Consider the following 23,269-nt stretch of genomic DNA (forward strand, 5'->3'; position numbering starts at 1 on the left):
CTAAAATGCTCGTTCGCTCAGAAAGAGGTCAAAATCATGAGTGCTCAACAAAATAATTCAAAAAATAGTACATCTTCCACTTTAGACTTGATCGTGATCGGCGGCGGCATCAATGGTGCGGGCATCGCGGCAGATGCGGCAGGTCGAGGTCTTAACGTTGGTTTATACGAGGCGAATGATTTTGCTTCTGCTACGTCATCGGCGAGCTCAAAGCTAATTCACGGTGGCTTGCGTTACCTTGAACATTACGAGTTTCGTTTGGTTTCGGAAGCACTTGCTGAGCGTGAAGTTCTGCTAAGAAAAGCACCTCACGTTGCACAACCAATGCGCTTCCGTTTACCTCATCGACCATTTTTGCGCCCAGCTTGGATGATTCGCTGTGGCCTATTCCTTTACGATAACTTGGGTAAACGCACCACGCTTCCAGGAAGTAAGACAGTCAACTTAGCAAAATCAGGTCTATTGAAACCAGAAATGAAGACGGGCTTCGAATACTCAGATTGTTGGGTTGATGATGCGCGTATGGTATTGCTCAACGTTCTAGCGGCTAAAGAGAATAACGCAGAAGTGCGTAACTATTGCCGAGTTGAAAAAGCGCATCGTGAAGGTGGAATCTGGCATGTAACGATCCACGACGTAATGACGGATCAACGTTTCGAGCGCAAAGCGAAAGCGCTAGTGAACGCTGCCGGCCCTTGGGTTAAGCAATTCTTTGATGACGGGCTAAAACAGGCTTCTCCTCGAAATATTCGTTTGATTAAAGGCTCGCACATTGTCGTGCCACGCATTCATGACGAACCACAAGCCTACATTCTGCAGAACAAAGATAATCGCATTGTGTTTATGATCCCTTACCTAGATAAGTTCTCGATCATTGGCACTACCGATCTTGAGTACAAAGGCGACCCACGTAAAGTAGAGATTAACGATGAAGAAGTGGATTACCTAATTGATATTGTTAACCAGCACTTCGTACAACAGTTAGCGCGTGAAGATGTAGTTTGGACTTACAGTGGCGTAAGACCGCTTTGTGATGATGAATCGGATTCACCACAAGCGATCACTCGTGACTACACACTGGAATTAGATGCCGAGCTAGACCAAGCGCCACTACTTTCGATCTTCGGCGGCAAACTAACCACCTACCGTAAGCTAGGTGAAGCGGCGCTTAAGAAACTCAACCCTTACCTAACCAACATGGGCGCTCCGTGGACGGCTAACGATACCCTGCCAGGTGGTAACTTCAGCTGCAGCAGAGAACAGCTCGCTAAGATGATCCACACCAAGTACCCTTGGATATCAGAAGCACTGTTACTACGTTATGTGACTCAATTTGGTACTTACACTTGGAAGCTGCTGGAAGGTGCAACGAGCGAAGCTGATCTTGGTATCCAATTCTCAAGCGAAGCACACGGCGTTTATCAAGCTGAGATAGATTACTTGATCAATGAAGAGATGGCACTAACAGACGAAGACATTTTATGGCGCAGAACCAAGCTTGGTCTGTACTTAAGTGAAACAGAGCAGCATGCAGTTTCTAGCTACTTAAAAGAGAATCTTGAAAGCACTGTGGTGAACTTTTCTCAAGTCGGTTAGTTCTTCTAGCAAAACCATCTGCTCCTGAATATAAATAATGACAAAGCTTAGCGCTCCCCACGCTAAGCTTTTTTATTGTCTACTATTCCGATCTAAGAGCTCGATCAGATAAACCTCTCGATTGATCGTCTCCTTCACACTGACTGAGGCTTTGTTCATTCCCCTATTTTCAATAAAAACTAAATAGTGTTTTATTAATCTGCTGGATTATCAACTTTACAAAAGGTTGTTATTCTTTATCTCAACGAAACAACACATTCAAAAACGCTCGCGATGTCAGCGCTTTAATAAGGAATCTATTCCATGCAAAAAGTTATCCTGATCACTGGCTCTACTGATGGTATCGGCTTCGAAACTGCAAAAGTACTCGTTCAACAAGGCCACCACGTTTTATTGCATGGACGTAACCCAAGCAAACTCAAAAACGTTGAGCAACAGCTTGTGACGCTCTCGACTGAAGCGAAAATTCAAAGCTACGTAGCAGACTTATCGGTTCTGGCGGAGGTCGATACGTTGGCCGACGAAGTGATTGCTGAGCACGATAAGATTGATGTACTGATTAACAACGCTGGCGTGTTCAACACTCCGAACCCAATAACTAAAGACGGGTTAGATGTTCGTTTTGCAGTGAATACGGTTTCGCCTTATCACCTAACCAAACGTCTATTGCCATTGCTCGGTTCATCTAGCCGAGTGGTGAACCTATCTTCAGCGGCACAAGCGGCAGTAAGTATTGAAGCTCTCGAAGGGAAAAAAACGCTTTCTGATGGTGATGCTTACGCACAAAGCAAACTGGCGATCACCATGTGGACTCGTAAAATGGCAAAAGAATTAGGTTCAACAGGGCCGATGGTTGTTGCAGTAAACCCGGCTTCCTTACTAGGCAGCAAGATGGTGAAAGATGCGTACGGCATTGCAGGCGGCGACCTAAGCATTGGCTCTGATATTCTAGTTCGCGCCTCATTGTCTGACGAGTTCGCACAAGCTGGCGGTCAATACTTCGATAACGACAACAATACCTTTGCTAACCCACACCCAGATGCAATTTATGGTGATAAATCACAGCAAGTTGTCGCTAAAATTGATGAGATCATCGCGGCTACGCTTTCTTAATGACAGCTACGCTCAATTGATTTTCTGATTCTAAGCAAAAAGCCCTGTTTTTCTAATGCATTAGTTTAGAAACACAGGGCTTTTTCTCTAAATCTATCTGACTCTACTTTTGTTCCCAATATGGCGGGTTACCATAATACTCAGAGAAATAATCAATGAAGGCTCTCACCTTTGGTGCAATCAACCTTGAACTTGGGTACACCGCCCAAATCGCAGGTTCTGACGTTAAAGAGTAGTCTTCCAATATTTTAATCAATTGACCGTTTTTCAGTTGCTCATACGCACACCAATTTGATGTCACCGTGATACCCAACCCACCAATAGCAGCATCACGCAGCGCTTCTCCATTATCAGCCCTGAGCGATCCAGATGCCTTAATCGTTTTAGGCCCGTTTTCGGTATTGAAGGTCCAGTTTTCTAAGCCAATCAAACTAATACACTGGTGGTCATTAAGATCTTGAGGCTTGGCAGGATTGCCGTATTTGATTAGATAATCTGGCGATGCGCACACAACACGTTTGTCTCTTGCGAGCTTTCGAGCAATGAGTGTCGAATCTTTCAGTTCAGAGATGCGAATCGCGATATCGAAACCACCTTCCACAAGATCGACCATGGAGTCTGACAGTCTCAAATCGACTTTTAGACCAGGGTAACGATCGAGAAATCCAGGCAATGCAGGAACAAGATGCAAACGCCCAAAAGACGCAGAGGCCGTAACGCGCAATGTTCCGATTGGTGAATCACAGCCCACACCGACTGCCGACTTGGCAGCATCAACACTCGATAACACCTCTTCAGCGTGAGGTAAAAACGCTTCACCTTCTTCTGTTAAAGACACCTTACGAGTCGTTCGGTGTACCAGGCGAACACCTAAATTATCTTCAAGTTTACTGATGTGCGAACTAGCAACCGCAGGAGACAAACCAAGCTCCTGGCCAGCCATACTGATGTTATGTGTGGAAGCTAAACGAACAAATAACTTAAGGTGTTCAATATTCATACGATTACCAATAAAATCTTAAAAATCCTTTGTTAATAGACCACATTACTTGCCAAAAACATAGCAATGTAATACTTATGAACGTTTCATTTTGGCCATATTATTGAACTAAAAAAACTCCCGAAGGAGTTTAACAATTTTAAAACGATGTTATCTCGATCAACTAAGCTACTAAGCTACTAAGCTACTAAGCTACTAAGCGAGCATGCAGCGCGTCTTTAAGTACAGAACGATCATGTTTTAGCTGGTGCATCGAACCGTCATCAATGGGTGAATCTTTCAGCTCAAGCTTACGAATCTCTTTATCAAGGTTGTCGTATGTCTTCATATCTTCAGCAAATCCATCGTCAGTTTTAACAAGCTCAGCAATTTTATCTTTCATTTCAGGAAATTCGTGAACAAGAGAATGATTTTCACCTAGCATAGAAACCTCTTAAGTTGAGTAAAGTGATTGGTATTAAAAACATTTCATTATTAACCTTAGCAAGTGGTTTAAATAACAAATGAGATCCAGTACACAGCATAGAATATAGACAATTCTGATTCAAAAATGTACAGCACCCATCCACAAAACAGATGGATTAGTTTTGAATAAAAGAAAACCTCACGTAATCGTAAGGCTTTAAAGAGGTCTTTCTAATAAGTGGATAGCTAAAGAGGTGTTTCCAAAAAGGAGCTAGCTACTACACCCTCTCGTATCTATTTTATTCATGTGATCATGTGATGATGTGTCAGAGCCCGTCGATTGGCATCCTGCCACGAATAACAGCGTCACAGATAAGATAAGCCATTTCATAATAAATCCTCTTTTGTTCATGACTGAAGCATAGTGCTTATTAGCTTAGATACCTCAGCCATTAACTAAAGTCTTACGCATAAATAAAGCCTTGGTTAATGAACAAAGTATCTTCTCATTAATTAACGACCTGCTTTTGTACAAAAAACTTTCACTCATCCGAATAAAAATCACACAAAAACGACAATAAAGGCTGCATTGAGGTCGAAACGAGGGTCTAAAAACTAGTTTCCAAGCGCTAAACGGACCGCTGCGTCTGCATGGACTGACGTGGTATCGAGCAAAGGAACATCAGTGTGTTGTTGCTGAATCAGCAGGGCGATTTCAGTACACCCTAGAATAACGGCCTCAGCACCTTGCTGGCTTAGCTTCTCTATAATTTGACGGTATACATCACGAGACTCTTCTTTTACTTCGCCTCGACACAACTCTTGGTAAATGATGTTGTGCACTTGTTCTCGGTCGCTTTCATCAGGAATCACAACACCGATACCGAATTTATTGACTAGGCGAGCTTTATAGAAATCTTGCTCCATTGTGAAAGCCGTACCTAATAACCCTACTTTTTTAACACCTTGTTCAAGCAGTATTTGCGCGGTGGTATCAGCGATATGAAGGATAGGAATAGTAATCTTTTTTTCTATCTCAGGTACGACCTTATGCATGGTATTGGTACAAATAAGGATAAAGTCCGCTCCGCCTTTCTCAACCGATAAAGCCGCGTCCGACAAGATGTTAGCCGTCTCTGACCAACGTCCTTGGTGTTGTAGCCTTTCGATTTCATCAAAGTTCACGCTGTACATGCAAATTTTTGCAGAGTTAAGGCCACCAAGATTGGCTTTAACACCTTCATTAATGGATTTATAGTAACTCATTGTCGACTCCCAACTCATTCCGCCGAGCAAACCGATCGTTTTCATATTCCTGTCCCTTTAGATTCCGACTAACCCGATTAAATCGTTATGCGTTGCAAATTTATAGTACGTTCTTGCTTAAAGCGAGCCCATAACACCTTACTCCTTTCAAACCATTCTTTCCAAACCATTGCTTTCAAACCGTTTATTCCAAAAACCTCCGTTCATAAAAAAGGCTCGAATTAAGAACCCGAGCCTTTGTTGCTTTTGACCAACCAAAGTTTTGGCGTTAGTACACCTCACACCAATCTGACTTCATATCGATCAGTGTCCAGTCATCTCTTGAGCTCGCTTCGTCTAATGCTTTGTCGAGTTGCCCAACATGAGACTCTCGGTCGTACTTCCACTCACGTTCGCCATCAGTGTGATGAACAATCATAGCCATTGAGTTTGGTTGGCTGGTTGCCCATTGCATCATCGCTTGATCTCCGTCTGAGTTCCCGACAGCTAGAATAGGCTTTTTACCTATAATATGCTGAATATTCGATACTTTTCCAGCTTTGTCATCGATGGTCAAAATGGAAGAGTCTTTAGTGACCGTCGGTTTACCATCGTTATAGTTGTAATTGTATTTAAGCGCGCTGCCGATAATCTGTTCAGAAGGAATGTTGTAAGCCTGAGGAGCCCATGCTCTCATAAAATCAACGCCTCCTCCCGATACAATGTAAGTTTTAAAGTCATGCTCTTGTAGGTAAATCAGCATCTCTTTCATTGGCTGGTAAGTCAGGTCTGTGTAAGCTTTATTGAAACGTGCATCTTTTGCTACCGCTAACCACTGCTCAACATCTTCTTGGTATTGCTCAACTGTCATGCCAGAATGTGTCGCTAAAATGATTTTGAGTAACCCTTCTTCACCACTGCCAAGAACGCTCTCAATATCCCCTTCTAGTACAAACTTAAACGGTACTTCCGTTTTCCATTCAGGATGCTCAGAAGCCAACTCTTTTACACGATCTAGTGCAAAGGCTAATTGGAAGTAGTAAGGCTGTTCTGACCAAAGCGTACCATCGTTATCGAACACAGCGATTCGATCTTCAATCGCCACAAACGCCTCGGACTCTGTTTGGGTGGCTTGCCCAACAAAATCTACGATAGCGGATTTGCTTTCACCATCCTTCCAAGAAGGCAGCAACAAAGGATCACAATCTTTAGCAAAAGATGAAAAGGAAAAGCTCGATAAAATCACAACTGACAAAAGGGATATTTTCTTCATAGCAACTACCATGTTGTTGAATTGATTATAGGGTTCACTTTCATTCATCCTAGTTTGTCTATCGCGATTTTCCACTTATGGATACTATAACCGATGTTTATGTTGCGATTTGAACAGCAGAAGTAATGCTTCAGCATTAAAATTTTCAGCTCACACAAGATTGCTTTGTGGTTTACCCCAACGACAAATCTCGTTATGGTGATTTGTCATATCATCATAAAACAAGGACTGCCTGAAAATTATGAACAGCACGATTGAGACCATTTTGGGGCACCGCTCCATTCGCCAGTACACGGGCCAACCAATAGAAAAGCAACAACTCGACATGATTGTTCAAGCAGGCCTTGCTGCATCGTCGTCGAGCTTACTACAGGCTGTTTCCATCATTAGAGTCACAGACAACGAGAAGCGCAAGCTGCTAGCGGAATACGCAGGTAACCAAGCTTACGTAGAAAATGCAGCCGAGTTTTTGGTGTTCTGTATCGACTATCAACGTCACGCTAAAATTAACCCTGAAGTGAAAACCGACTTTACTGAGCTGACTCTGATTGGTGCGGTCGACTCTGGCATCATGGCGCAAAACTGCATGTTGGCTGCAGAGTCTCTAGGTTTGGGTGGTGTATATATCGGTGGACTGCGTAACAGCGCACAACAAGTCGATGAACTGTTAGAACTACCACAACACACCGCCGTGTTGTTCGGGATGTGTTTAGGTCACCCGGCACAGCAACCAGAGATTAAGCCTCGCCTTCCTGCTCACGTAGTAATGCACGAAAACCAATACCAACCGCTAAGCCTAGACGAAATTGCCAGCTACGATGATTCGATGCAGAGCTACTACGCAAGCCGTTCAAGTAACCAAAAGCAGAGCAGTTGGTCACAACAGATCACACAAAAGTTATCTGGTGAGTCTCGACCACACATCCTTCCTTACTTGAACAGTAAAGGACTGACCAAGCGATAAACTGCTCACACTCGATATTCAGAAAGCACAATAAAAAATGTCAGCGCAATATACGCTGACATTTTTTTGTTTATACGGTACTGGTTTTGCTACAGATATTTCTCAATCGGTAGCAATTGTAGAAAACCGGATTGCATTCTTTCCCACTTACCTGTCTCAGGTTCGCTGTCCCAACTTTGCTCACCGGAATACCAATACACATCACCGTCTTCCAGTTCTAGGCGCCAGCTATTATCTTCATTCATTGCTTGTTCAATGGTTTCTGCTAGTTTTTCGGCAATGACTTTATTTTCGATGATTAAAACCGATTCCGTGTTGAGATACGTAGAGCGCAAATTGAAGTTAAATGATCCAATGCTCGCAATACTACGGTCAAATACTACCGATTTAGCATGTAAGCCATAGGCCGTCTCCGGAGCACATTTAGACACATCTTGGGTAGATGCTTCACAAAGATTAGATTCTGGTTTTAGCTCAAACAGGTCGATACCATGATCTAACATGTCGTAGCGGCGACCCGCATAAGCAGAATGATTAGTCACCAGATCATTAGACGCCATAGAATTGGTAAGCGCCTTTATTTCAACGTTGTTGCTACTCAGAGATTGCCACTCATCAAGTTGTCCATCATCAAACACTAGGTAGGCAGACTCTAGCAAGATTTCGTGTTCAGACTTACGTGCTAGATCCGCAAGTAACACAGCCGTTGCTTTAGGTAAATTAGTATCATCTGAGTCGATAGGGACTGGGGGATCGTAAACAAAACGGGCATTGACCCAAGTCATTTGACTCAAGACACTTTTTAACAATTCAGTGCTCGATTTACCGTCTTCTGGCAATTTAGGGTAGTTCAGATAATGCGGAGCAGCGATGTCGTTCATCAATGAAATATCAGGCTGTTCTTCACCACCTAACATATCAACAGGGTAAGACCAACGGCTATTCCAATACTCAATAAAACTCGCTTGGATAGTGGTTACCACAGAGCCCATGACCATCACGTCGCGATCTCGAAAATTGATTTCGTCAGAGAGGTCAAAATATTCATCGCCGATATTACGCCCACCAACGACAGACAAAGTGCTATCTACAGTAAACGACTTGTTATGCATGCGACGGTTTAACCGAGAAAAGTCCCCCAAAAAACTCAACCATTTGCTGAAGCCACGACGTGTTGGCGTTGGATTAAAGATGCGAATCTCAATGTTAGGATGCGCATCCAATGCCGATAACAAACCTTCACGTTCATTGAGGTTAATATCATCAAGCATCACTCGAACTTTAACACCACGGTCAGCAGCGGTTAACAAACGACTGGCTAGGTAGCTACCCGATTCATCAGAATTCCAAATGTAGTATTGAATATCGATGGTATGTTCAGCCGATTCAACCAGTGCCAATCGCTGAGCTAGCGCATCCCAGCCAGATTCTTGTAAGCTAACGGCCGTCGTTCCTTGCTCAACAGACTCAGGTTGATAATCCGCAGCTAAGACCGACAAGACACTGGATGAGGGGAAGGTTTGCGGTTCTGTTGGATGATCAATGCCTTCAGGGAGAGAAGAGCACCCACCTAGAATAGCAATTAAAATTAGGGTTAAACTAATGCGTTGGAGCACGGGCATGTATTGAACTTCCTTTCAACGATGGCTTTCAGGGTGCGCAGCCATTCCTATTTACCTATTGATTATTGCTGCTATTACCTGAAATTTATAGGTAATTATCAAGGATAAATTGAAAGCCCAGCAATTAAAGCAACAAATCACTTCAAATGAGTCAGCCCTAAACAGTATAAGCCTAGTGGTTTTTCGACCATTTCGACGGTAATTTCAGTTCTGTCTTGATTACAGTTCAGTGCTAAAGCGTAGCCATGCAAATAGTCCACTAGCAAATGAAGCGCATTTTCAGTTTGCTCTGAGGTCAGATTTAAAGGGTGTACTACTGCTTCAAAACGTTCGCTAAACACTTCTACAGGACCAAGAGATTTCATTGTCAATAAGGTTTCTAACAACCCTCGATACTCATTCAACACCGGAAACATTGTTCACGCTACATAACGTTTATCGTCCCTACACAAGCCTCCCCTAAAGTAGTACCCTTTATCATATTTCATCCTTAATGGTATCTGGATCTCATGAAGCTTTTAGTCGATCGAACAGGCGAACAATTTTTAGAAATTCTAAATGAATCTGGAGATACACTAACGGTTCAATTCATTAGCAACGAAGGTAATCGAAAGGGTAAGCCGTTCCAAGATAACTTAAGTGGATTATTCCTCACGGGGTGGAAGCCGCGCACCACTTCAACCGCCATCGGATTAGAACGCTTTAAGCAAGGCAAGCTTGAAGATCCCAAAGTGAGTTTCGCATTGCACCAACTCTATCCACTGGGTCGAGACGTAAAATTACCTTCCGGTGATATCGCTACAGTCGCAAGTTACGCCAATACTCATAGCGATGGTTACTATATGTTTGTGCGCCTCAACGATGAGTTAACACGACTCAAGATTACGCCCGATTGGGAACTGCAACCTTCCGCTCAAAGATTGGCTCTGCCATATTACCCAGCCCCAAGAACCAAGGAAGAGCTCGACAACATTGATGACTTTGATGCGTGGGCGGGCGGTTTTTAAACACTCTTTACCTACGCCTGGTAGCACATAACCCCCAGGTTATTATCAATTTATTTTTGAAAATAATTCAAATGTGACGCTGTTTATCGTTTCAAATATTCCTACTATTATTTATCCATCGATACAGACTGTAGCTCAATGAACAAAGAGTGGCGCTGTAAACACAGACAACTCACCATTTCGGTGAAAAGTAATATAGGTACGAACATGACTCAACTAACTATCGTCGCAAACATCGTCGCTAACGAAGACAAAATCGAATTGGTTAAAGCCGAGCTATTAAAACTGATTGATATAACTCGTACGGAAGAAGGTTGCATCAACTACGACCTTCACCAAGACAATGAAAACCCAGCGCATTTCACTTTCTATGAAAACTGGACGTCTCGTGAACTGTGGCAACAGCACATGGGTAATGCCCATCTTGCTGAGTACATGGCAGCAACGGAAGGTTGTGTTGCGTCATTCACGCTCAATGAAATGACTAAAATCGCTTAAATACTGATTCCAAGTTATCTGCTACTGGATAACACGCTTACAATCAATTGATTTTGATTTAAAAGCCCCGCTGCACGTCAGCGGGGCTTTTTCATTTAAGCGTATATCGTCGTCAATCAGCCTTAGTTAGAGCTTTAACCTTGGCTGTATAAAATCAATAAACGCCGAGATACGCTTAGAGACGGATGACGACTTATAGTAAACCGCATTCACTCGCTCTCGATCTGTGTTGGCAAGTTTGTCTTGCTCCAAAATAGGGACTAGGCGCCCTGCTGCTATATCGTCCTGCACCATAAAACCCGATAAACAAGCAATCCCATTTCCAGCTAATGCCAGTTGACGCACGATTTCACCATTACTGGCTGTTACAGTAGGCGGGATATAACTTTGGTTTGGCAAAGGCCAGTGATTAAGCACTTTGTTTCCTGCAAATCCCACAACTTGATGCGAACTCAAATCTTCAGGTTTGGTGGGCAACCCACGCTTAGCGAGATAATCAGGCGACGCTACAATATGAAGCAAACTTTTCCCTAACGGGCGGGCGTGCAGTGTTGAATCGGACAACTTACCGATTCGAATCGCAACATCAGTTCTCTTTTCCAGAAGATCAACGAAGCCCTCGTTGGAAGTGAGTTCCAATTCAATATCTGGGTAAGCCTCTTTAAATGACTGCACCAAAGGCACTAGCTGATGGAATACGAATGGACTGGCGGCATCAACTCTTAAACGACCTTTTGGCAACTCACCGCGCGACACAATTTCTTCTTCTGCGCTCTGGATCACCTGTAACCCCAACCTTACTGAATCAACAAACTGCCGCCCTTCCTCTGTCAATTCCACTCGTCTCGTTGTTCGGTTGAATATTGAGACGCCGAGTTGCGACTCAACCTTACTCACCGAACGAGACACCTTGGCAACCTGTACATCCAACGCCTCTGCCGCCGCAGAAAAGCCACCAGCATCGACGACGGTGAGTACCATTTCTAAATCATCTGAACGGGTTAGCATGATGCTTCTTCACTACTTTCATGTTGTTTAATGTCCTCTCGTTTGTGCTCATCACAGCTCAAATCATCTGTGTCTTTTCGATCTTATTAACTTAATCCAATGATCGGCTAACTCTCTAATTATTGCAAATAACACAAAGGTTATTTGTTAATGATGACATTTTTAACAAATATATTTTACTAGATAATCCCCGCCATCAGACGAAGCGCTCTTATCGCAGTAGCAAGCTGCCCCATGTTATCGCGCTCAATAATCAACACAGAACAGTAAGAGAGATGATTATGCCACTAGCACTATTTGCATTGACGCTCAGCGCCTTTGCCATCGGAACCACAGAATTTGTCATCGTGGGTTTGATCCCCACGATGGCGAGCGACTTGAATGTATCTCTGCCATCAGCAGGCCTATTAGTCAGTTTATACGCACTTGGTGTTGCCATTGGCGCGCCAGTATTAACGGCGTTGACCGGAAAATGGAACCGTAAGCTGGTACTGCTAGGCGTGATGGCCTTGTTTGTCGTCGGCAACTTACTGGCATGGCAAGCACCAGGCTACAACACATTGATCGCTGCTCGTATTTTGACAGGCCTTGCCCATGGTGTGTTCTTCTCGATTGGATCAACCATCGCGACCGGTTTAGTTTCAAAAGATAAAGCAGCCAGTGCCATTGCGATCATGTTTACGGGTTTAACTGTTGCATTGGTAACCGGTGTACCACTGGGCACCTACATCGGCCAAACTTTTGGTTGGCAAGCGACCTTCTTGATCGTTGCTATTCTTGGCCTGGTAGCCCTTATTGGAAGCGCCTTCTTAGTTCCAAACAACCTTAAACAACCGCCAACCGCTAAGATTTCAACGCAATTAAAGGTTCTAACTCAGCCTAGATTACTGTTGGTTTACGCCATCACAGCACTCGGTTACGGCGGTACATTCACAGCCTTTACCTTTCTCGCTCCAATACTAGAAAACGTATCAGGGTTTGATTCAAGTTCTATCAGTTTAATCATGCTCGTTTACGGTGTATCAGTCGCGGTTGGTAACATCTGGGGCGGTAAGATGGCCGACAAAATGGGCCCAATAAAAGCACTGACCGTTATATTCTCTGGCTTAGCGTCAGTACTGGTAATCTTCAACTTTACCGCGGTAAACCCTTATGCATCGGTCGCAACCATACTTGTGTGGGGTGCATTTGCTTTCGGTAACGTTCCGGGACTGCAGGTTTATGTAGTGAAACTGGCTGAGAAATACACACCTGACGCAGTCGATGTGGCATCAGGGCTCAACATTGCAGCTTTCAACGTAGGTATTGCATTAGGCTCATGGGGAGGTGGTTTGATTGTCGCAAAATCTGGATTAATGAACACACCTTGGATTGGGGCTATGATTGTCTTAATCGCGCTAGTGTTGACCCGAATTAGTGGTGCTCTAGACAATAAAAAACCAGCATTCCAAGCGACGAACCAATAACTCTAACCAAATAGCAACGATGAAATCTTACATCGTTGCTATTTTCTATCTTGTCTTATCGCAAATAAGAATCGAACAACATAAATAACACATCCTCGATTTAATTAAATTAAGAGATTATTAATTATAATTTGAGTAATAATTTATTATGAATCTTTTTTTGAATTTAAATACCCTTCCATATCGCCCTTCTAATATTGATTCAAATCAATTAATTGCTCAATAAGCATCCATTATTATAAAAAGTGGATTGTTTGTGGATTACTTCACCCAATTGGGTGATGATAAACCTATCATTTAATGACTAATATCAACCTTAGATAAACTCAAATGAAGCACCAAAATATATTCGAGTTATCGCTTGCAATAGGTTAAATGGATTGAGTTATGCAGATATCAGAATTGAAGATTCCACTAGAAAATGGACTTAATAAATCCCCGTCTGAATTCGAAGAAGCGATAAGAAATGGATTAACTACACTTGGAATTGAGCATGTCACATTAGTTATCTCATCAAAACCAGACTTCCCAGCCTTCAAATATATTGATGGTTTGTCAGATGGAGTCTCGCTGACAGAGGTAATCACAGACAATCTAGATGATTATCTCATGTTGATTTCAAAGAGCCGTAAAGGAAAAATTCATCACAAGATAGATGACATAATGGACAATAGAATATTGGGTCATGACAAGCTCCCTGTCGCCCAAGATTATCTGAATTTCTATAGTATTTCTGAAAATCTACTTTACGAACATGGAATATCAATAATGTTTCATAGTGTCGATGAACTCCGGATTGATGAATTACGCCAGTTAAAATCAATATGTGACATTGCCATCGCTTGGGCAAATTCATGGGTCGCCCACCGTACTATGGTCTCACATTGGCGTAAATATTCTGAGCCAAAAACGGCCAACACGAGCCCGTCTTTGACTAAGTCAGAACTTGATGTGCTTGATCTACTGACTAAAGGATTGAACGGTACTGAGATCGCACAAACCCGTGATGTATCAAAAGAAACGGTTCGCAGTCAGATCAAGAGTATCCTGCACAAAACACAATGTAAAAACCAAAACCAACTGATCTCTCGATTTGGACAAGGGCAGTGGCTCATCAGCCCACCAATACGCTCTGCTTACACCTAATTCGCTTCTGCCGCCAAGGAAGGCTCAAAGTATGCAAAATAATCGACCAGCACCTTACACATGCTTGATCACTCGCAGCAACACCTTGTCGCGAGTGATCAGAGATTTATTGAAACTTTCTTTCCCACTCAATCAATTTCAAGTTATCGAATCTTATTCTGAACTTGACCCTGAGTATAAAGGCGTTGTGCTTTTAGACAGAAGTACGATACCGATGCCAGACAAGTGTGGTGTTTCAATTATCAATAGAAAAGATAAGTGGATCGCCATCAATATTAAATGCAGCGCTTGTTACGATTACCTAAAATTTGGCTTTTTTGGCCAAATAGAAGTGAATCATTTTGAATTTATTCCAAAAGCCATTAAATCTGTTCAAGAGGGAGAGCTTTGGTTCCCTAGACATATTATGGAAAGCTTTATTATTGACCTTTGTATCAGTAGCGTTTCTAAGAAATCCTATTCCATCACAGAAAAAGTAACATCAAAGTTTTTTTTAACAAAGAAAGAGCAAAGAGTCTTTGAATTAATGATTCAAGGTTTTTCAAACATACAAATAGCAAACGACACAAATGTCAGTATAAACACAGTAAAAACACACGCTTACAATGTGATGTCCAAGTTGAATGTACATTCTCGACATGAACTATTTGCTAAAGCTCATGAATTAACCGTTTAAAATTAGCACTCTTTTCATACTTATTTATTCAATATATCACCCCTCGTTGCGAGGTGTATTTTTTAAATCCTAATTACTATGTATTTGTTGTCGGGAATAACAAGAGTAATGAGGGAATAATTATGAAAAAATTAATATTAGCGGTAGCAGTAGCCGGTGTGATGTTCAGTGTAAATAGTTTCGCTGTTGGTGGTGGTCCAGGTGGAACCAAGTTAGAAGCTAATGTGGTTCAATTTGGAGAAGCAACCAATGCTCTTCTGACCAATGCAACGAACACTGATGGCGCACACATTCGCATGGAAGGCACGATTCCACAACGTTGTGTGCTCAACTTGAAATCAGCACAAGCCGGAGAGTTTGTTAATGGTGATATCCACCTAACGAACATGCTGGCAGATAGCAAAAATTTGGTCTCAGGGCTAACAGCCAGTAAACCAATTGCAAGTCTTCGTGCCTGGTGTAACTACGGGAAATCAATGGAAGTCGATATGACTGCCACACCTTTCAAAATGACTCGTTTCGGCATGGCCATTGGTAAAGAACGTATCGATTACACATTACAAGCAAATCAAACCGACATTTTCGATACAAGCAATGCAAGTGATGGTTTGTTTGGTCATACGACAGGTAACTTCCAAGTTAAATGGAGTGGTGAACACCAAAAAGCAAGAATTGCAGAAGTTCCTCTTAGTATCACAACAGAGGGTGCAGCTTTAGCAAGAGCCGGTAATTATCGCTCTACAGTGTATGTGAAACTCCAAGCGAAAACTTGTCACCACATGTGTGGATTTTAGCTCATAAATTAGAGCCCACAAACGTGGGCTCATTTTACCAAGGAAGGGTTTTATGAAAAACATTACTTTATTTATCAGTCTGCTACTCTTCCACGCCGTCGCTTTCAGCTACGAAATTACCCCTATGTATCAAGAAATGAACGAATTTGGAGGAAAGGCTCTCTCAAGCTATACGATCAATAACCCTCAAGACCGTTCACTCCCAATTGAAGTTGTAGTGTATGACGTAAGTTACGATGAAACCGGAGAGGTACTAACACTTAATGAAGACAGTTTTCTCATTTTGCCTCCTCAAATAATGGTAGACCCACAAAGTTCTCAAAAGATTCGGGTGCGCTATATCCCTAGCGATACTCTCACAATGACCAAACTGTACCGCATTGAATTCAACGAACTAGAAGTCGAAGGGCCTGAAGATAGTGACAGTAAAATAAGAACACTGCTTAGTTTTTCGACCTTAGCTTTTGTATCTCCGAACTCAATAAAGCCCACTATGAAGTCCTCGATTAAAGATAGAAACATAGTGGTAGAAAACACAAGCCAAGTTCTAGTGAACTTGCTTCATTCCGTATTCGAACTTCAAACTAACGGCGAGAAAAAAGACCTACCGTGGAGCCAGATTGACACTAAGACAAGTGGTTACTTAATGCCTGGTGCCACCGCTTATTATCCTATTCCAAACCAATTCAAAAAAGTCACTGGTATTGCCATAAAACAAAATAATTAACACTGAACCACCTGCTTCTACACGAGCTTTATTGGGAGGTAACATGAGCCGATATTACACAGTTCTTCTGTGCGTCTCTCTATGCTTGCTAGCCCAACCTCACGCCTATTCCGCGGATTGGTTATTTCCATTCCCAATCAACTATTTAGGCTCAACAGTGGGCGATATTGATGCGTTCTCTGATGGTAAAACGATCTCCAAGGTTCATACCATTCAACTGAATACACTGATTGGTTCAGCGCTTACAAGTGAAGTATCAGGTAAATTATCTTCGTACAAAGATACCTTTATTTCAGTGGAAACATTGAAAGAGTGGGGTGTGTTGCTCTCCTTTTCATCCTCTGACATGTCTATCTCATTATCTTTCGTTCAAGATGCACGAAAAGAGCAAGCGCTAAGTTTCAGCGCACCTTACTCTCCTCCTATTTATTCCACATCAGCCTTTTTCACCAACATCAATAACTTTAACTTTGGCCTATCTGATACACGAGGAGTTGAGACTCAAAATGAAGAACAAAAGTGGAATATAGAGTGGATCTCCACAGGAAACTTTGCTGGTGCGCGGGGAGTTAACTATAAACTGTCAGGCTATTTTGATGATGGCACCAGTGAGGAACAAACTTTTTATCGTGGCGATATATCGGCCTTTATCGACCGTGCAGAAGCCCCTTATCGAGTCACTTTTGGCGACCAAGTTAACAGTACTTCAGGCCACCTACCTAGCCAACAATTTGGCGGAATCGGGTTTGAACGTAATTACTCAGCATTACAACCGAATCGCAGTATTCAGGTAGGAGGGACTCAAGCCTTAGTGCTTGAAGAGTCTGCCGACATCGAACTGTACATTAATGGTTCCTACGTGACAGAGTTTCGACTTCCACCTGGACGTTATATGCTCGATAACTTGCCACTGTCTTCAGGTAGTAATGACGTTCGTTTAGATATTGAATATCAATCGGGAAGACGAGACTCCATTCTCTACAGCGTATTCTACAACTCTAAACTGCTCAAAGAGGGAATATCCGACTTTGGCGTGTATTTGGGTGCTCCTTCAGAAATAAAAGACAGTCACTATAGGTACGATACCGAAAGCTTAATCACCAGTGCCTATTATGACTATGGCTTAACCGAATACTTAACGCTTGGGTTGAATGGCTTTTATCATAAAGATGGATTCATACTAGGGGGGATCTCCACTTTTGGCACCCCCATCGGTAATATTGGCTTTCGACTATCAGGCAGCCAGTCGAGTGAATATGATGAAACCGGTTATATCGCAAGCATCGATTATGCCGCCTCGCTCTGGGATCAAAACAATTACAGCGCCCCCAACTTACGTATCGCGCTTGAATCTTACGATACCTATTCCTATCAACCTTGGACGGAAGAAGGAACGACAGGCCATTCAGCAGCAGTCAGCTATACCTTAGGCATTACCGATGATGTTTACTTATCGCTCTCATATAACCTTGATAAGCAGAGTGGTTACGATACGGAATGGAGTGCAGAAGCCTCAACGTCTTGGTCTTACTCCAATGTAGTGGTCGGTTTAGGTGTTACTCATGAAGAAGACCCAAATGAGGGCATTTCGAACACAGAGGGTATTGTATCTGTTGATTGGACATGGAGTTCTGATGACGGGCAATACACCGCAGATGCCGGATACGCCAGCGATACTGAGATCTTACGAGCAAGCTTTAGTAAGCCAAGTAAAAATCAAGTTGGCCAATATGGCTATTCTCTATCTGCTGATGTCGAATCGAATCAAGGACAGTATCAATTACGTGGTGACTACATAGGCAACCGGGTTCGATATGATGGAGACATCAATTATTACAACTCGAACAGTACCGAAGACACCGTGGTCACCTCGTTTAGACCCAGTACAGCATTCACAATTAGTGACAGCAATCTCTCTTGGTCACGCCCAATATATGGTGCGGCGGCTGTGGTGCAAGTTCATGAAAGTTTAGAGTCGGACGCCCTAATAAACAGCGATGAAGACGCGTACGCAGAAGCGATTTCTCAGCAAGGTTACCCCAATGCTATCAGCCTCTCTACAGCCCACATCACTCAGAGCTTTACTGTAGATGCGCCAAACGCACCTGTTGGTTATGACATCGGCAATTATCTGTACAACATCACCCCAGGCGCTTATACCAGTCATCTCATCACCGTTGGGTCCAATAAATCTAAAACCATAATAGGCAAATTACTATTAGCTAACGGTCAACCGCTTGCGTTAACTCAAGGCTATTTAACCGATCTCGATGACACATCTTATCCATTCTTCACCAACAAAGGCGGAAGATTCGTTATTGAAGGAATAGGCAGCGGTGATTATCGAATCGAAACGATCAACTCCAACGCAACGGGGATCATCAGCATCCCTGAATCAGACGATAACCTGTTGAGACTTTCTGATATTCAACTAGAACAAGGAGCAAACAATGTTCAAAGTAACTCCAATGAAAAAAACTAATTGGCTGCTCACATTATGCATTCTCTGGCTGCCTTCACCATTACTAGCACAGAGTTGCAACGGAGTATGGAGCTTAACCCAACTTAACAATGGTCCGATTGAGTTTGATAAATCGGGATTTGCGAAAATTCAATACGAGCTCAAAAAGCTACGCTCTCAAAGAGGCGAATGTTCATTAAGGTCGGTTCGACTAAAAATTCTCAATACGTTGGACAAAAATGGACCTTATTTCGTCAACCAAAGCCAAACAATGCTTACTTATGATCCCAAAGAGCGAGAGTACTTGCTATACGCAAAATACAATTCTCCGGTCCGTTTTTACTTGGTCGATCCGAGAGCAAAAATTAACTACGCTGCAAAATACACTGTTCCTTTTATTGCCAAGCTCAAGTATGAAGACAACCCTGTATCAACACTAACAAGTACCGCAACTTACAAGATAAAGTCTTTCGTTACTTTTGATTGGTCTGGCCATGGAAGCAACATTCACCGCTCAGCAACAGGATACAGTTGGCAACTCGGTGAACTTCATAGTGGTAAGCGTTATCAAGCAGATTTTATGATCCGTTCTAATTCTCTAACAGAGCTTTGGGTTAAATCTCGACACGGCAAACTGATCAATACCCAGAACCCGGATTGGACGATTACCTATCAACTGACCGTGAATGGGATAGAAGTGTCCAGATTGCACCGCATGACTCCCATAAAAAACTATAGTCGCGGCCAGCACACCATTCCTTTTTTACTCTCGATCACTGACAACACCAACCTGTCACGAGCGGGAAGTTACCGCGATGAATTATATATCCAAGTAAAAGCAATAGATCCTATTTTCTGAAGTAGCGCTGTGACATTTTAACAAAGGTACACCAATATGAATGCTATCAATTTAGCAATGAAACAAAGACATTGGGTCATGGCCTGCTTCGCTTTGGTCATCCTTTGTATTCATATTGGTGAAATCCGTAGAACCATCCATTTTGTTGAGAAAGATCAAACTCACCGAAGCGATCTCATTCAAACGCTGGTTCAAAGTAATGTCGTGCGAACACTGAATATTTTAGGTACTTCTTTAAACTCAGAAGCAACAAATGCCAACAGACCCAATGTGGGTGGCGTTTATTATCAGCCTACGCGACCTTTCTCAAATTCTGACATTCAAGGCATCGCAGAACGATTCAATATCAGTACATCGTCACCTCAATTTCTTGCCATGAAAAACGGAAAAACGACACTTTGGGGGTTTAATTTCAATCATCCAAAACCTCATATCAATTTAATAGCAGGGCTCGTGTCGCAGCGGACATCCCTATACCACGAGGCTAATGTCGATCTGCAACATTACTTCCCAGAAATCAATGGCACGGCCAACACGCTTCTTTTTATAAGAGACAATCAACATCAATACTTTATGCCTTCTGGAGAAAAGATAAATCTAGACTTATCGAACACGCACGCCTTACAACCTCCAGAAGACACCGCTGTCTATGTAAACAAAGTGGAACTACTGGACGTCATATTTTTCCAATTAAACAATGACAATTCTCGATACTTTCATCTTGTTGAAGTTCCGTTACCACAACTTCGTGCGACCCTTTTTATCTTTGATAATATGACCAGTTCTGTGGCTGAAATAAAGGGAGTGATTCAAAGCTTTGTTGAGGTAATCGCATTGTTAGGGATAGGCTATGTGTTACTGATCGCTTTTTCTCATTATCAATATCGAACCTCAATTGCTTTGGAATCAGATGCATTAACAGGGTTGAAGAACCGCTCTTACTTAGAAAGTGCAAACTCACGCATTCGCGATGCTGGAACGAGCAAAAACAACCGATGTATCGGAGTTATTGCCATTGATCTCGACCATTTTAAACTGATCAACGACAACTACGGACACCATACCGGCGACAACGTGTTAGTTCGGATAAGCGAGATATTATTAGAAAATGTAAGAAACAACGATGAGTGCTATCGTATCGGTGGAGACGAATTCATCGTCATTCTCAAAACAGAAAGTCAGTCCGATATCATCAAGTTAGCAGATAGAATTCGAGATAAAATCGCCTACGACCCACAGCTCAGAAGTATGATTAAAGGAGGAGTATCAGCTTCGCTTGGACTTGTGGATTTATCGACTGGGCAATCGATTGAAGAGGCCATTATTTCCGCTGACGAGATGTTGTATCAAGCGAAAAACCAAGGGCGCAATTTGGTTCAAAGCTCCCTTATCTGAAAGAAAACGAATTTTCCTGTTCGCTGCAACCGCAACCGCAATTGTGAACAGGAAAAGAATAGCCAATCAACCAACGAAGAAAGCTGGGCTTACAAAAAGAACATTAGTTTACTACAACTCAGAGATCGAAAGCCGCTCAAAAATGCAGTGGCGTCAATTAATCATTATCAATCGATTTTAGTACTTTACATGGGTTACCTACGGCAACCACATTCGCTGGGATGTTTTTAGTTACCACACTGCCCGCACCAATCACGCTGCTCTTGCCAATGGTTACTCCTGGGCAAACAATCACACCACCGCCAAGCCAAACATTATCACCAACGTTAATCGGAGTGCCGAACTCCACGCCCTCTTCAACGCGGCCTTTCACATCGAGTGGGTGACCTGCGGTAAGAATTTGAACGTTCGGACCAAGCAGCACATTGTCACCAATGGTCACTTCAGCCACATCCAAAATCACGCAGTTAAAGTTAGCGTAGAAGTTCTTGCCCAACTTGATGTTCGAGCCGTAATCACAACGGAACGGCGGCTCTAAGTGCGCGTTCTCACAGCCCGGAATGAGCTCTTGAGTTGCCTCTTCCCATTCGAGTGTGTCTGGAATACTGTTATTGAGTTTTTGAAGCACCTTACGACATTCGATACGAGCAGCATAAAGCTCTTTATCCCAAGCCTGATAAGGTTCGCCTGCTAGCATTTTTTGTTTTTCTGTTTTCACGTTACTTACCTGTTCTCGTATCACTTAGCTATTTTCATATTACTCAACTCGTTTTACATTACTTAACTAATGGTGGTCAATTCATCGACCAAAAAACGCAATATCGCACATCTAAATAACAGTGAATAAGGAGTGTTTTTGCCTGATTTAAGAGATGCGCAGCTCGTCACTTTTTGTAGGTGAAATATGAAATTCGAACCGTGCTAATTTAGCTTCGCTATAGAATCACGCAACACCAAACTACCGGTGGTATTGATGGTGGTCGCTTGCTCTGTTTCACCGACAATTTGCAGGATCGCCTTTAGGGTCATTTGCTCTAATGGCACGCTGACAGAGGTTAAGCTTGGCGTTAGAAACGCACCGACTTTACTGTTATCAAATCCTACAATAGAGATGTCTTGAGGTAATGAATAACCTAGCTCCGTTAATGCCTTAATCGCACCAATCGCCATGTCATCGTTTTCCGACAAGATAGCAGTGGATATGGTTTTACTTTTTACCAGAGCCTGAGCCGCGTGATAACCGCTCTCCATCGTCCAATCACCTTGAACCACTTTGGACTTATCCAATGTAATACCATGTTTAGTTAACACATCTTGATAGGCTTGGTAGCGTAGCTCATCGGTCGAAGAACCGGCTTTACCACGAATCACGGCAATATCGGTATGCCCCTGTTCGATGATGTGTTCAACCATCAAACGAGCGCTCTGATAATGGTCTGTGGTAATGGCATTATTGGGCTTCGACGGCATTTCTCGGTTGAGCACCAAAATCGGCGTGTCAGTGCTTTCGATGATCTGAGCAATCTCGCTTTCCGTTAAACATTGCGGATAAATGATGATGCCCGCGCACTTCATGTCGAGCAGGAAATTGATCGCCTTTCTTTCGTCTTCAGCGCAGTGTTTACCATCGGTGATCACCAGTTGGTGGTTCGACTTTTCACTATAAGAAGCCGCGTGATACATCAAGGAAGAGAAGTAAGGACCGTTGAACAGCTCATTAGTGATCACAAAACCGATGAAGTTGGTCTTCTTAGTCGCCAATTGTTGAGCTAATAGGTTTGGTCGATAACCCGTTTCTTGAATCGCATCAAATACCTTTTTCACCACATCTGGACGCACGATGTTCTTGCCATTTAAGACACGAGAAACGGTCGACTTAGATACGCCTGCGCGGTTCGCGACATCAAGCATGGTTACCATTCGCTTCTTTTCCTTTATAAAAAATTAGCCGACATAAGCCGACTAATTCATTGCAAAATGACAGCTCACAGTTCTCATAACTGCGCTGGGAAAT

The 23,269-nt window shown here is 42.8% G+C and carries 22 protein-coding genes; 13 read left to right on the forward strand and 9 right to left on the reverse strand.

Features of this window, described 5'->3' with window-relative positions:
* Nucleotides 1-36 precede the first annotated feature (36 nt).
* Both glpD and OCW38_RS21020 read left to right on the forward strand, forming a co-directional pair.
* Nucleotides 37-1,596 (forward strand): glycerol-3-phosphate dehydrogenase, encoded by a 1,560-nt coding sequence (gene glpD, locus OCW38_RS21015; protein ID WP_016786363.1) that lies wholly within the window; start codon nucleotides 37-39, stop codon nucleotides 1,594-1,596.
* A 303-nt stretch (nucleotides 1,597-1,899) separates the two neighbouring features.
* Nucleotides 1,900-2,709 (forward strand): SDR family NAD(P)-dependent oxidoreductase, encoded by an 810-nt coding sequence (locus OCW38_RS21020; protein ID WP_010431792.1) that lies wholly within the window; start codon nucleotides 1,900-1,902, stop codon nucleotides 2,707-2,709.
* Nucleotides 2,710-2,812: 103 nt separating this feature from the next.
* Here OCW38_RS21020 and OCW38_RS21025 read toward each other — a convergent pair whose 3' ends face one another.
* The 4 genes from OCW38_RS21025 to OCW38_RS21040 form a co-directional block, all read right to left on the reverse strand.
* On the reverse strand, nucleotides 2,813-3,709 hold the full coding sequence (locus tag OCW38_RS21025; protein ID WP_010431794.1) for a LysR family transcriptional regulator: 897 nt from the start codon (nucleotides 3,707-3,709) through the stop codon (nucleotides 2,813-2,815).
* Nucleotides 3,710-3,896: 187 nt separating this feature from the next.
* A complete protein-coding gene (locus OCW38_RS21030; protein ID WP_010431796.1) occupies nucleotides 3,897-4,133 on the reverse strand; it encodes a YdcH family protein in 237 nt (78 codons plus the stop codon).
* 596 nt (nucleotides 4,134-4,729) lie between these two features.
* Nucleotides 4,730-5,425 carry an aspartate/glutamate racemase family protein gene (locus tag OCW38_RS21035; RefSeq protein ID WP_016767360.1) on the reverse strand — a complete coding sequence of 232 codons (696 nt, stop codon included), beginning with the start codon at nucleotides 5,423-5,425 and terminating at the stop codon, nucleotides 4,730-4,732.
* A gap of 223 nt (nucleotides 5,426-5,648) precedes the next feature.
* A complete protein-coding gene (locus OCW38_RS21040; protein ID WP_032545022.1) occupies nucleotides 5,649-6,632 on the reverse strand; it encodes an HAD family hydrolase in 984 nt (327 codons plus the stop codon).
* Nucleotides 6,633-6,873: 241 nt separating this feature from the next.
* Between OCW38_RS21040 and nfsA the strand changes: the two genes are divergently transcribed.
* Nucleotides 6,874-7,596: an oxygen-insensitive NADPH nitroreductase gene (gene nfsA, locus OCW38_RS21045; protein ID WP_016767359.1), complete on the forward strand. Its 723-nt coding sequence runs from the start codon at nucleotides 6,874-6,876 to the stop codon at nucleotides 7,594-7,596.
* Between the two features lie 89 nt (nucleotides 7,597-7,685).
* On the opposite strand, the gene OCW38_RS21050 is transcribed toward nfsA, so the two are convergent.
* Entirely contained in the window at nucleotides 7,686-9,218 is a 1,533-nt protein-coding gene (locus OCW38_RS21050; protein WP_016767358.1) for a phospholipase D family protein, read from the reverse strand.
* A gap of 137 nt (nucleotides 9,219-9,355) precedes the next feature.
* The gene (locus tag OCW38_RS21055; RefSeq protein WP_010431815.1) at nucleotides 9,356-9,634 is read right to left on the reverse strand and encodes a hypothetical protein; all 279 of its coding nucleotides are present in this window, start codon (nucleotides 9,632-9,634) and stop codon (nucleotides 9,356-9,358) included.
* 93 nt (nucleotides 9,635-9,727) lie between these two features.
* Here OCW38_RS21055 and OCW38_RS21060 point away from each other — a divergent pair, with 93 nt between their 5' ends.
* Together OCW38_RS21060 and OCW38_RS21065 are read left to right on the forward strand one after the other, a co-directional pair.
* On the forward strand, nucleotides 9,728-10,225 hold the full coding sequence (locus OCW38_RS21060) for a hypothetical protein (protein WP_016767357.1): 498 nt from the start codon (nucleotides 9,728-9,730) through the stop codon (nucleotides 10,223-10,225).
* Nucleotides 10,226-10,432: 207 nt separating this feature from the next.
* Nucleotides 10,433-10,723 carry a putative quinol monooxygenase gene (locus OCW38_RS21065; protein ID WP_016767356.1) on the forward strand — a complete coding sequence of 97 codons (291 nt, stop codon included), beginning with the start codon at nucleotides 10,433-10,435 and terminating at the stop codon, nucleotides 10,721-10,723.
* A gap of 126 nt (nucleotides 10,724-10,849) precedes the next feature.
* Here the strand turns inward: OCW38_RS21065 and OCW38_RS21070 are convergent, their stop codons facing one another.
* Nucleotides 10,850-11,731, reverse strand: a complete 882-nt coding sequence (locus OCW38_RS21070) for a LysR family transcriptional regulator (RefSeq protein WP_010431824.1) — start codon at nucleotides 11,729-11,731, stop codon at nucleotides 10,850-10,852.
* A 281-nt stretch (nucleotides 11,732-12,012) separates the two neighbouring features.
* Here OCW38_RS21070 and OCW38_RS21075 point away from each other — a divergent pair, with 281 nt between their 5' ends.
* From OCW38_RS21075 to OCW38_RS21110, 8 genes are all read left to right on the forward strand, one after another.
* Nucleotides 12,013-13,197 carry an MFS transporter gene (locus OCW38_RS21075; RefSeq protein ID WP_010431827.1) on the forward strand — a complete coding sequence of 395 codons (1,185 nt, stop codon included), beginning with the start codon at nucleotides 12,013-12,015 and terminating at the stop codon, nucleotides 13,195-13,197.
* Between the two features lie 387 nt (nucleotides 13,198-13,584).
* Nucleotides 13,585-14,343: a helix-turn-helix transcriptional regulator gene (locus OCW38_RS21080; protein ID WP_016767355.1), complete on the forward strand. Its 759-nt coding sequence runs from the start codon at nucleotides 13,585-13,587 to the stop codon at nucleotides 14,341-14,343.
* A gap of 31 nt (nucleotides 14,344-14,374) precedes the next feature.
* Nucleotides 14,375-15,019: a response regulator transcription factor gene (locus OCW38_RS21085; protein WP_010431833.1), complete on the forward strand. Its 645-nt coding sequence runs from the start codon at nucleotides 14,375-14,377 to the stop codon at nucleotides 15,017-15,019.
* 122 nt (nucleotides 15,020-15,141) lie between these two features.
* Nucleotides 15,142-15,813, forward strand: coding sequence for a hypothetical protein (locus OCW38_RS21090; RefSeq protein WP_261896025.1), 672 nt, complete (start codon nucleotides 15,142-15,144; stop codon nucleotides 15,811-15,813).
* A 52-nt stretch (nucleotides 15,814-15,865) separates the two neighbouring features.
* Nucleotides 15,866-16,540: a fimbria/pilus periplasmic chaperone gene (locus OCW38_RS21095; RefSeq protein WP_016767354.1), complete on the forward strand. Its 675-nt coding sequence runs from the start codon at nucleotides 15,866-15,868 to the stop codon at nucleotides 16,538-16,540.
* Nucleotides 16,541-16,583: 43 nt separating this feature from the next.
* Nucleotides 16,584-19,022, forward strand: coding sequence for a fimbria/pilus outer membrane usher protein (locus OCW38_RS21100; RefSeq protein WP_016767353.1), 2,439 nt, complete (start codon nucleotides 16,584-16,586; stop codon nucleotides 19,020-19,022).
* On the forward strand, nucleotides 18,991-19,860 hold the full coding sequence (locus OCW38_RS21105) for a hypothetical protein (protein WP_016795402.1): 870 nt from the start codon (nucleotides 18,991-18,993) through the stop codon (nucleotides 19,858-19,860). The genes OCW38_RS21100 and OCW38_RS21105 overlap by 32 nt, the downstream gene beginning before the upstream one ends.
* A 36-nt stretch (nucleotides 19,861-19,896) precedes the next feature.
* On the forward strand, nucleotides 19,897-21,255 hold the full coding sequence (locus OCW38_RS21110; protein ID WP_102277715.1) for a diguanylate cyclase: 1,359 nt from the start codon (nucleotides 19,897-19,899) through the stop codon (nucleotides 21,253-21,255).
* Between the two features lie 157 nt (nucleotides 21,256-21,412).
* Here OCW38_RS21110 and OCW38_RS21115 read toward each other — a convergent pair whose 3' ends face one another.
* Both OCW38_RS21115 and OCW38_RS21120 read right to left on the reverse strand, forming a co-directional pair.
* Entirely contained in the window at nucleotides 21,413-21,973 is a 561-nt protein-coding gene (locus tag OCW38_RS21115) for a sugar O-acetyltransferase (RefSeq protein WP_065612759.1), read from the reverse strand.
* Between the two features lie 203 nt (nucleotides 21,974-22,176).
* On the reverse strand, nucleotides 22,177-23,175 hold the full coding sequence (locus OCW38_RS21120) for a LacI family DNA-binding transcriptional regulator (protein WP_065612758.1): 999 nt from the start codon (nucleotides 23,173-23,175) through the stop codon (nucleotides 22,177-22,179).
* Nucleotides 23,176-23,269 lie beyond the last annotated feature (94 nt).

The organism is Vibrio cyclitrophicus (assembly GCF_024347435.1).
In the GTDB taxonomy this organism is placed as follows: domain Bacteria; phylum Pseudomonadota; class Gammaproteobacteria; order Enterobacterales; family Vibrionaceae; genus Vibrio; species Vibrio cyclitrophicus.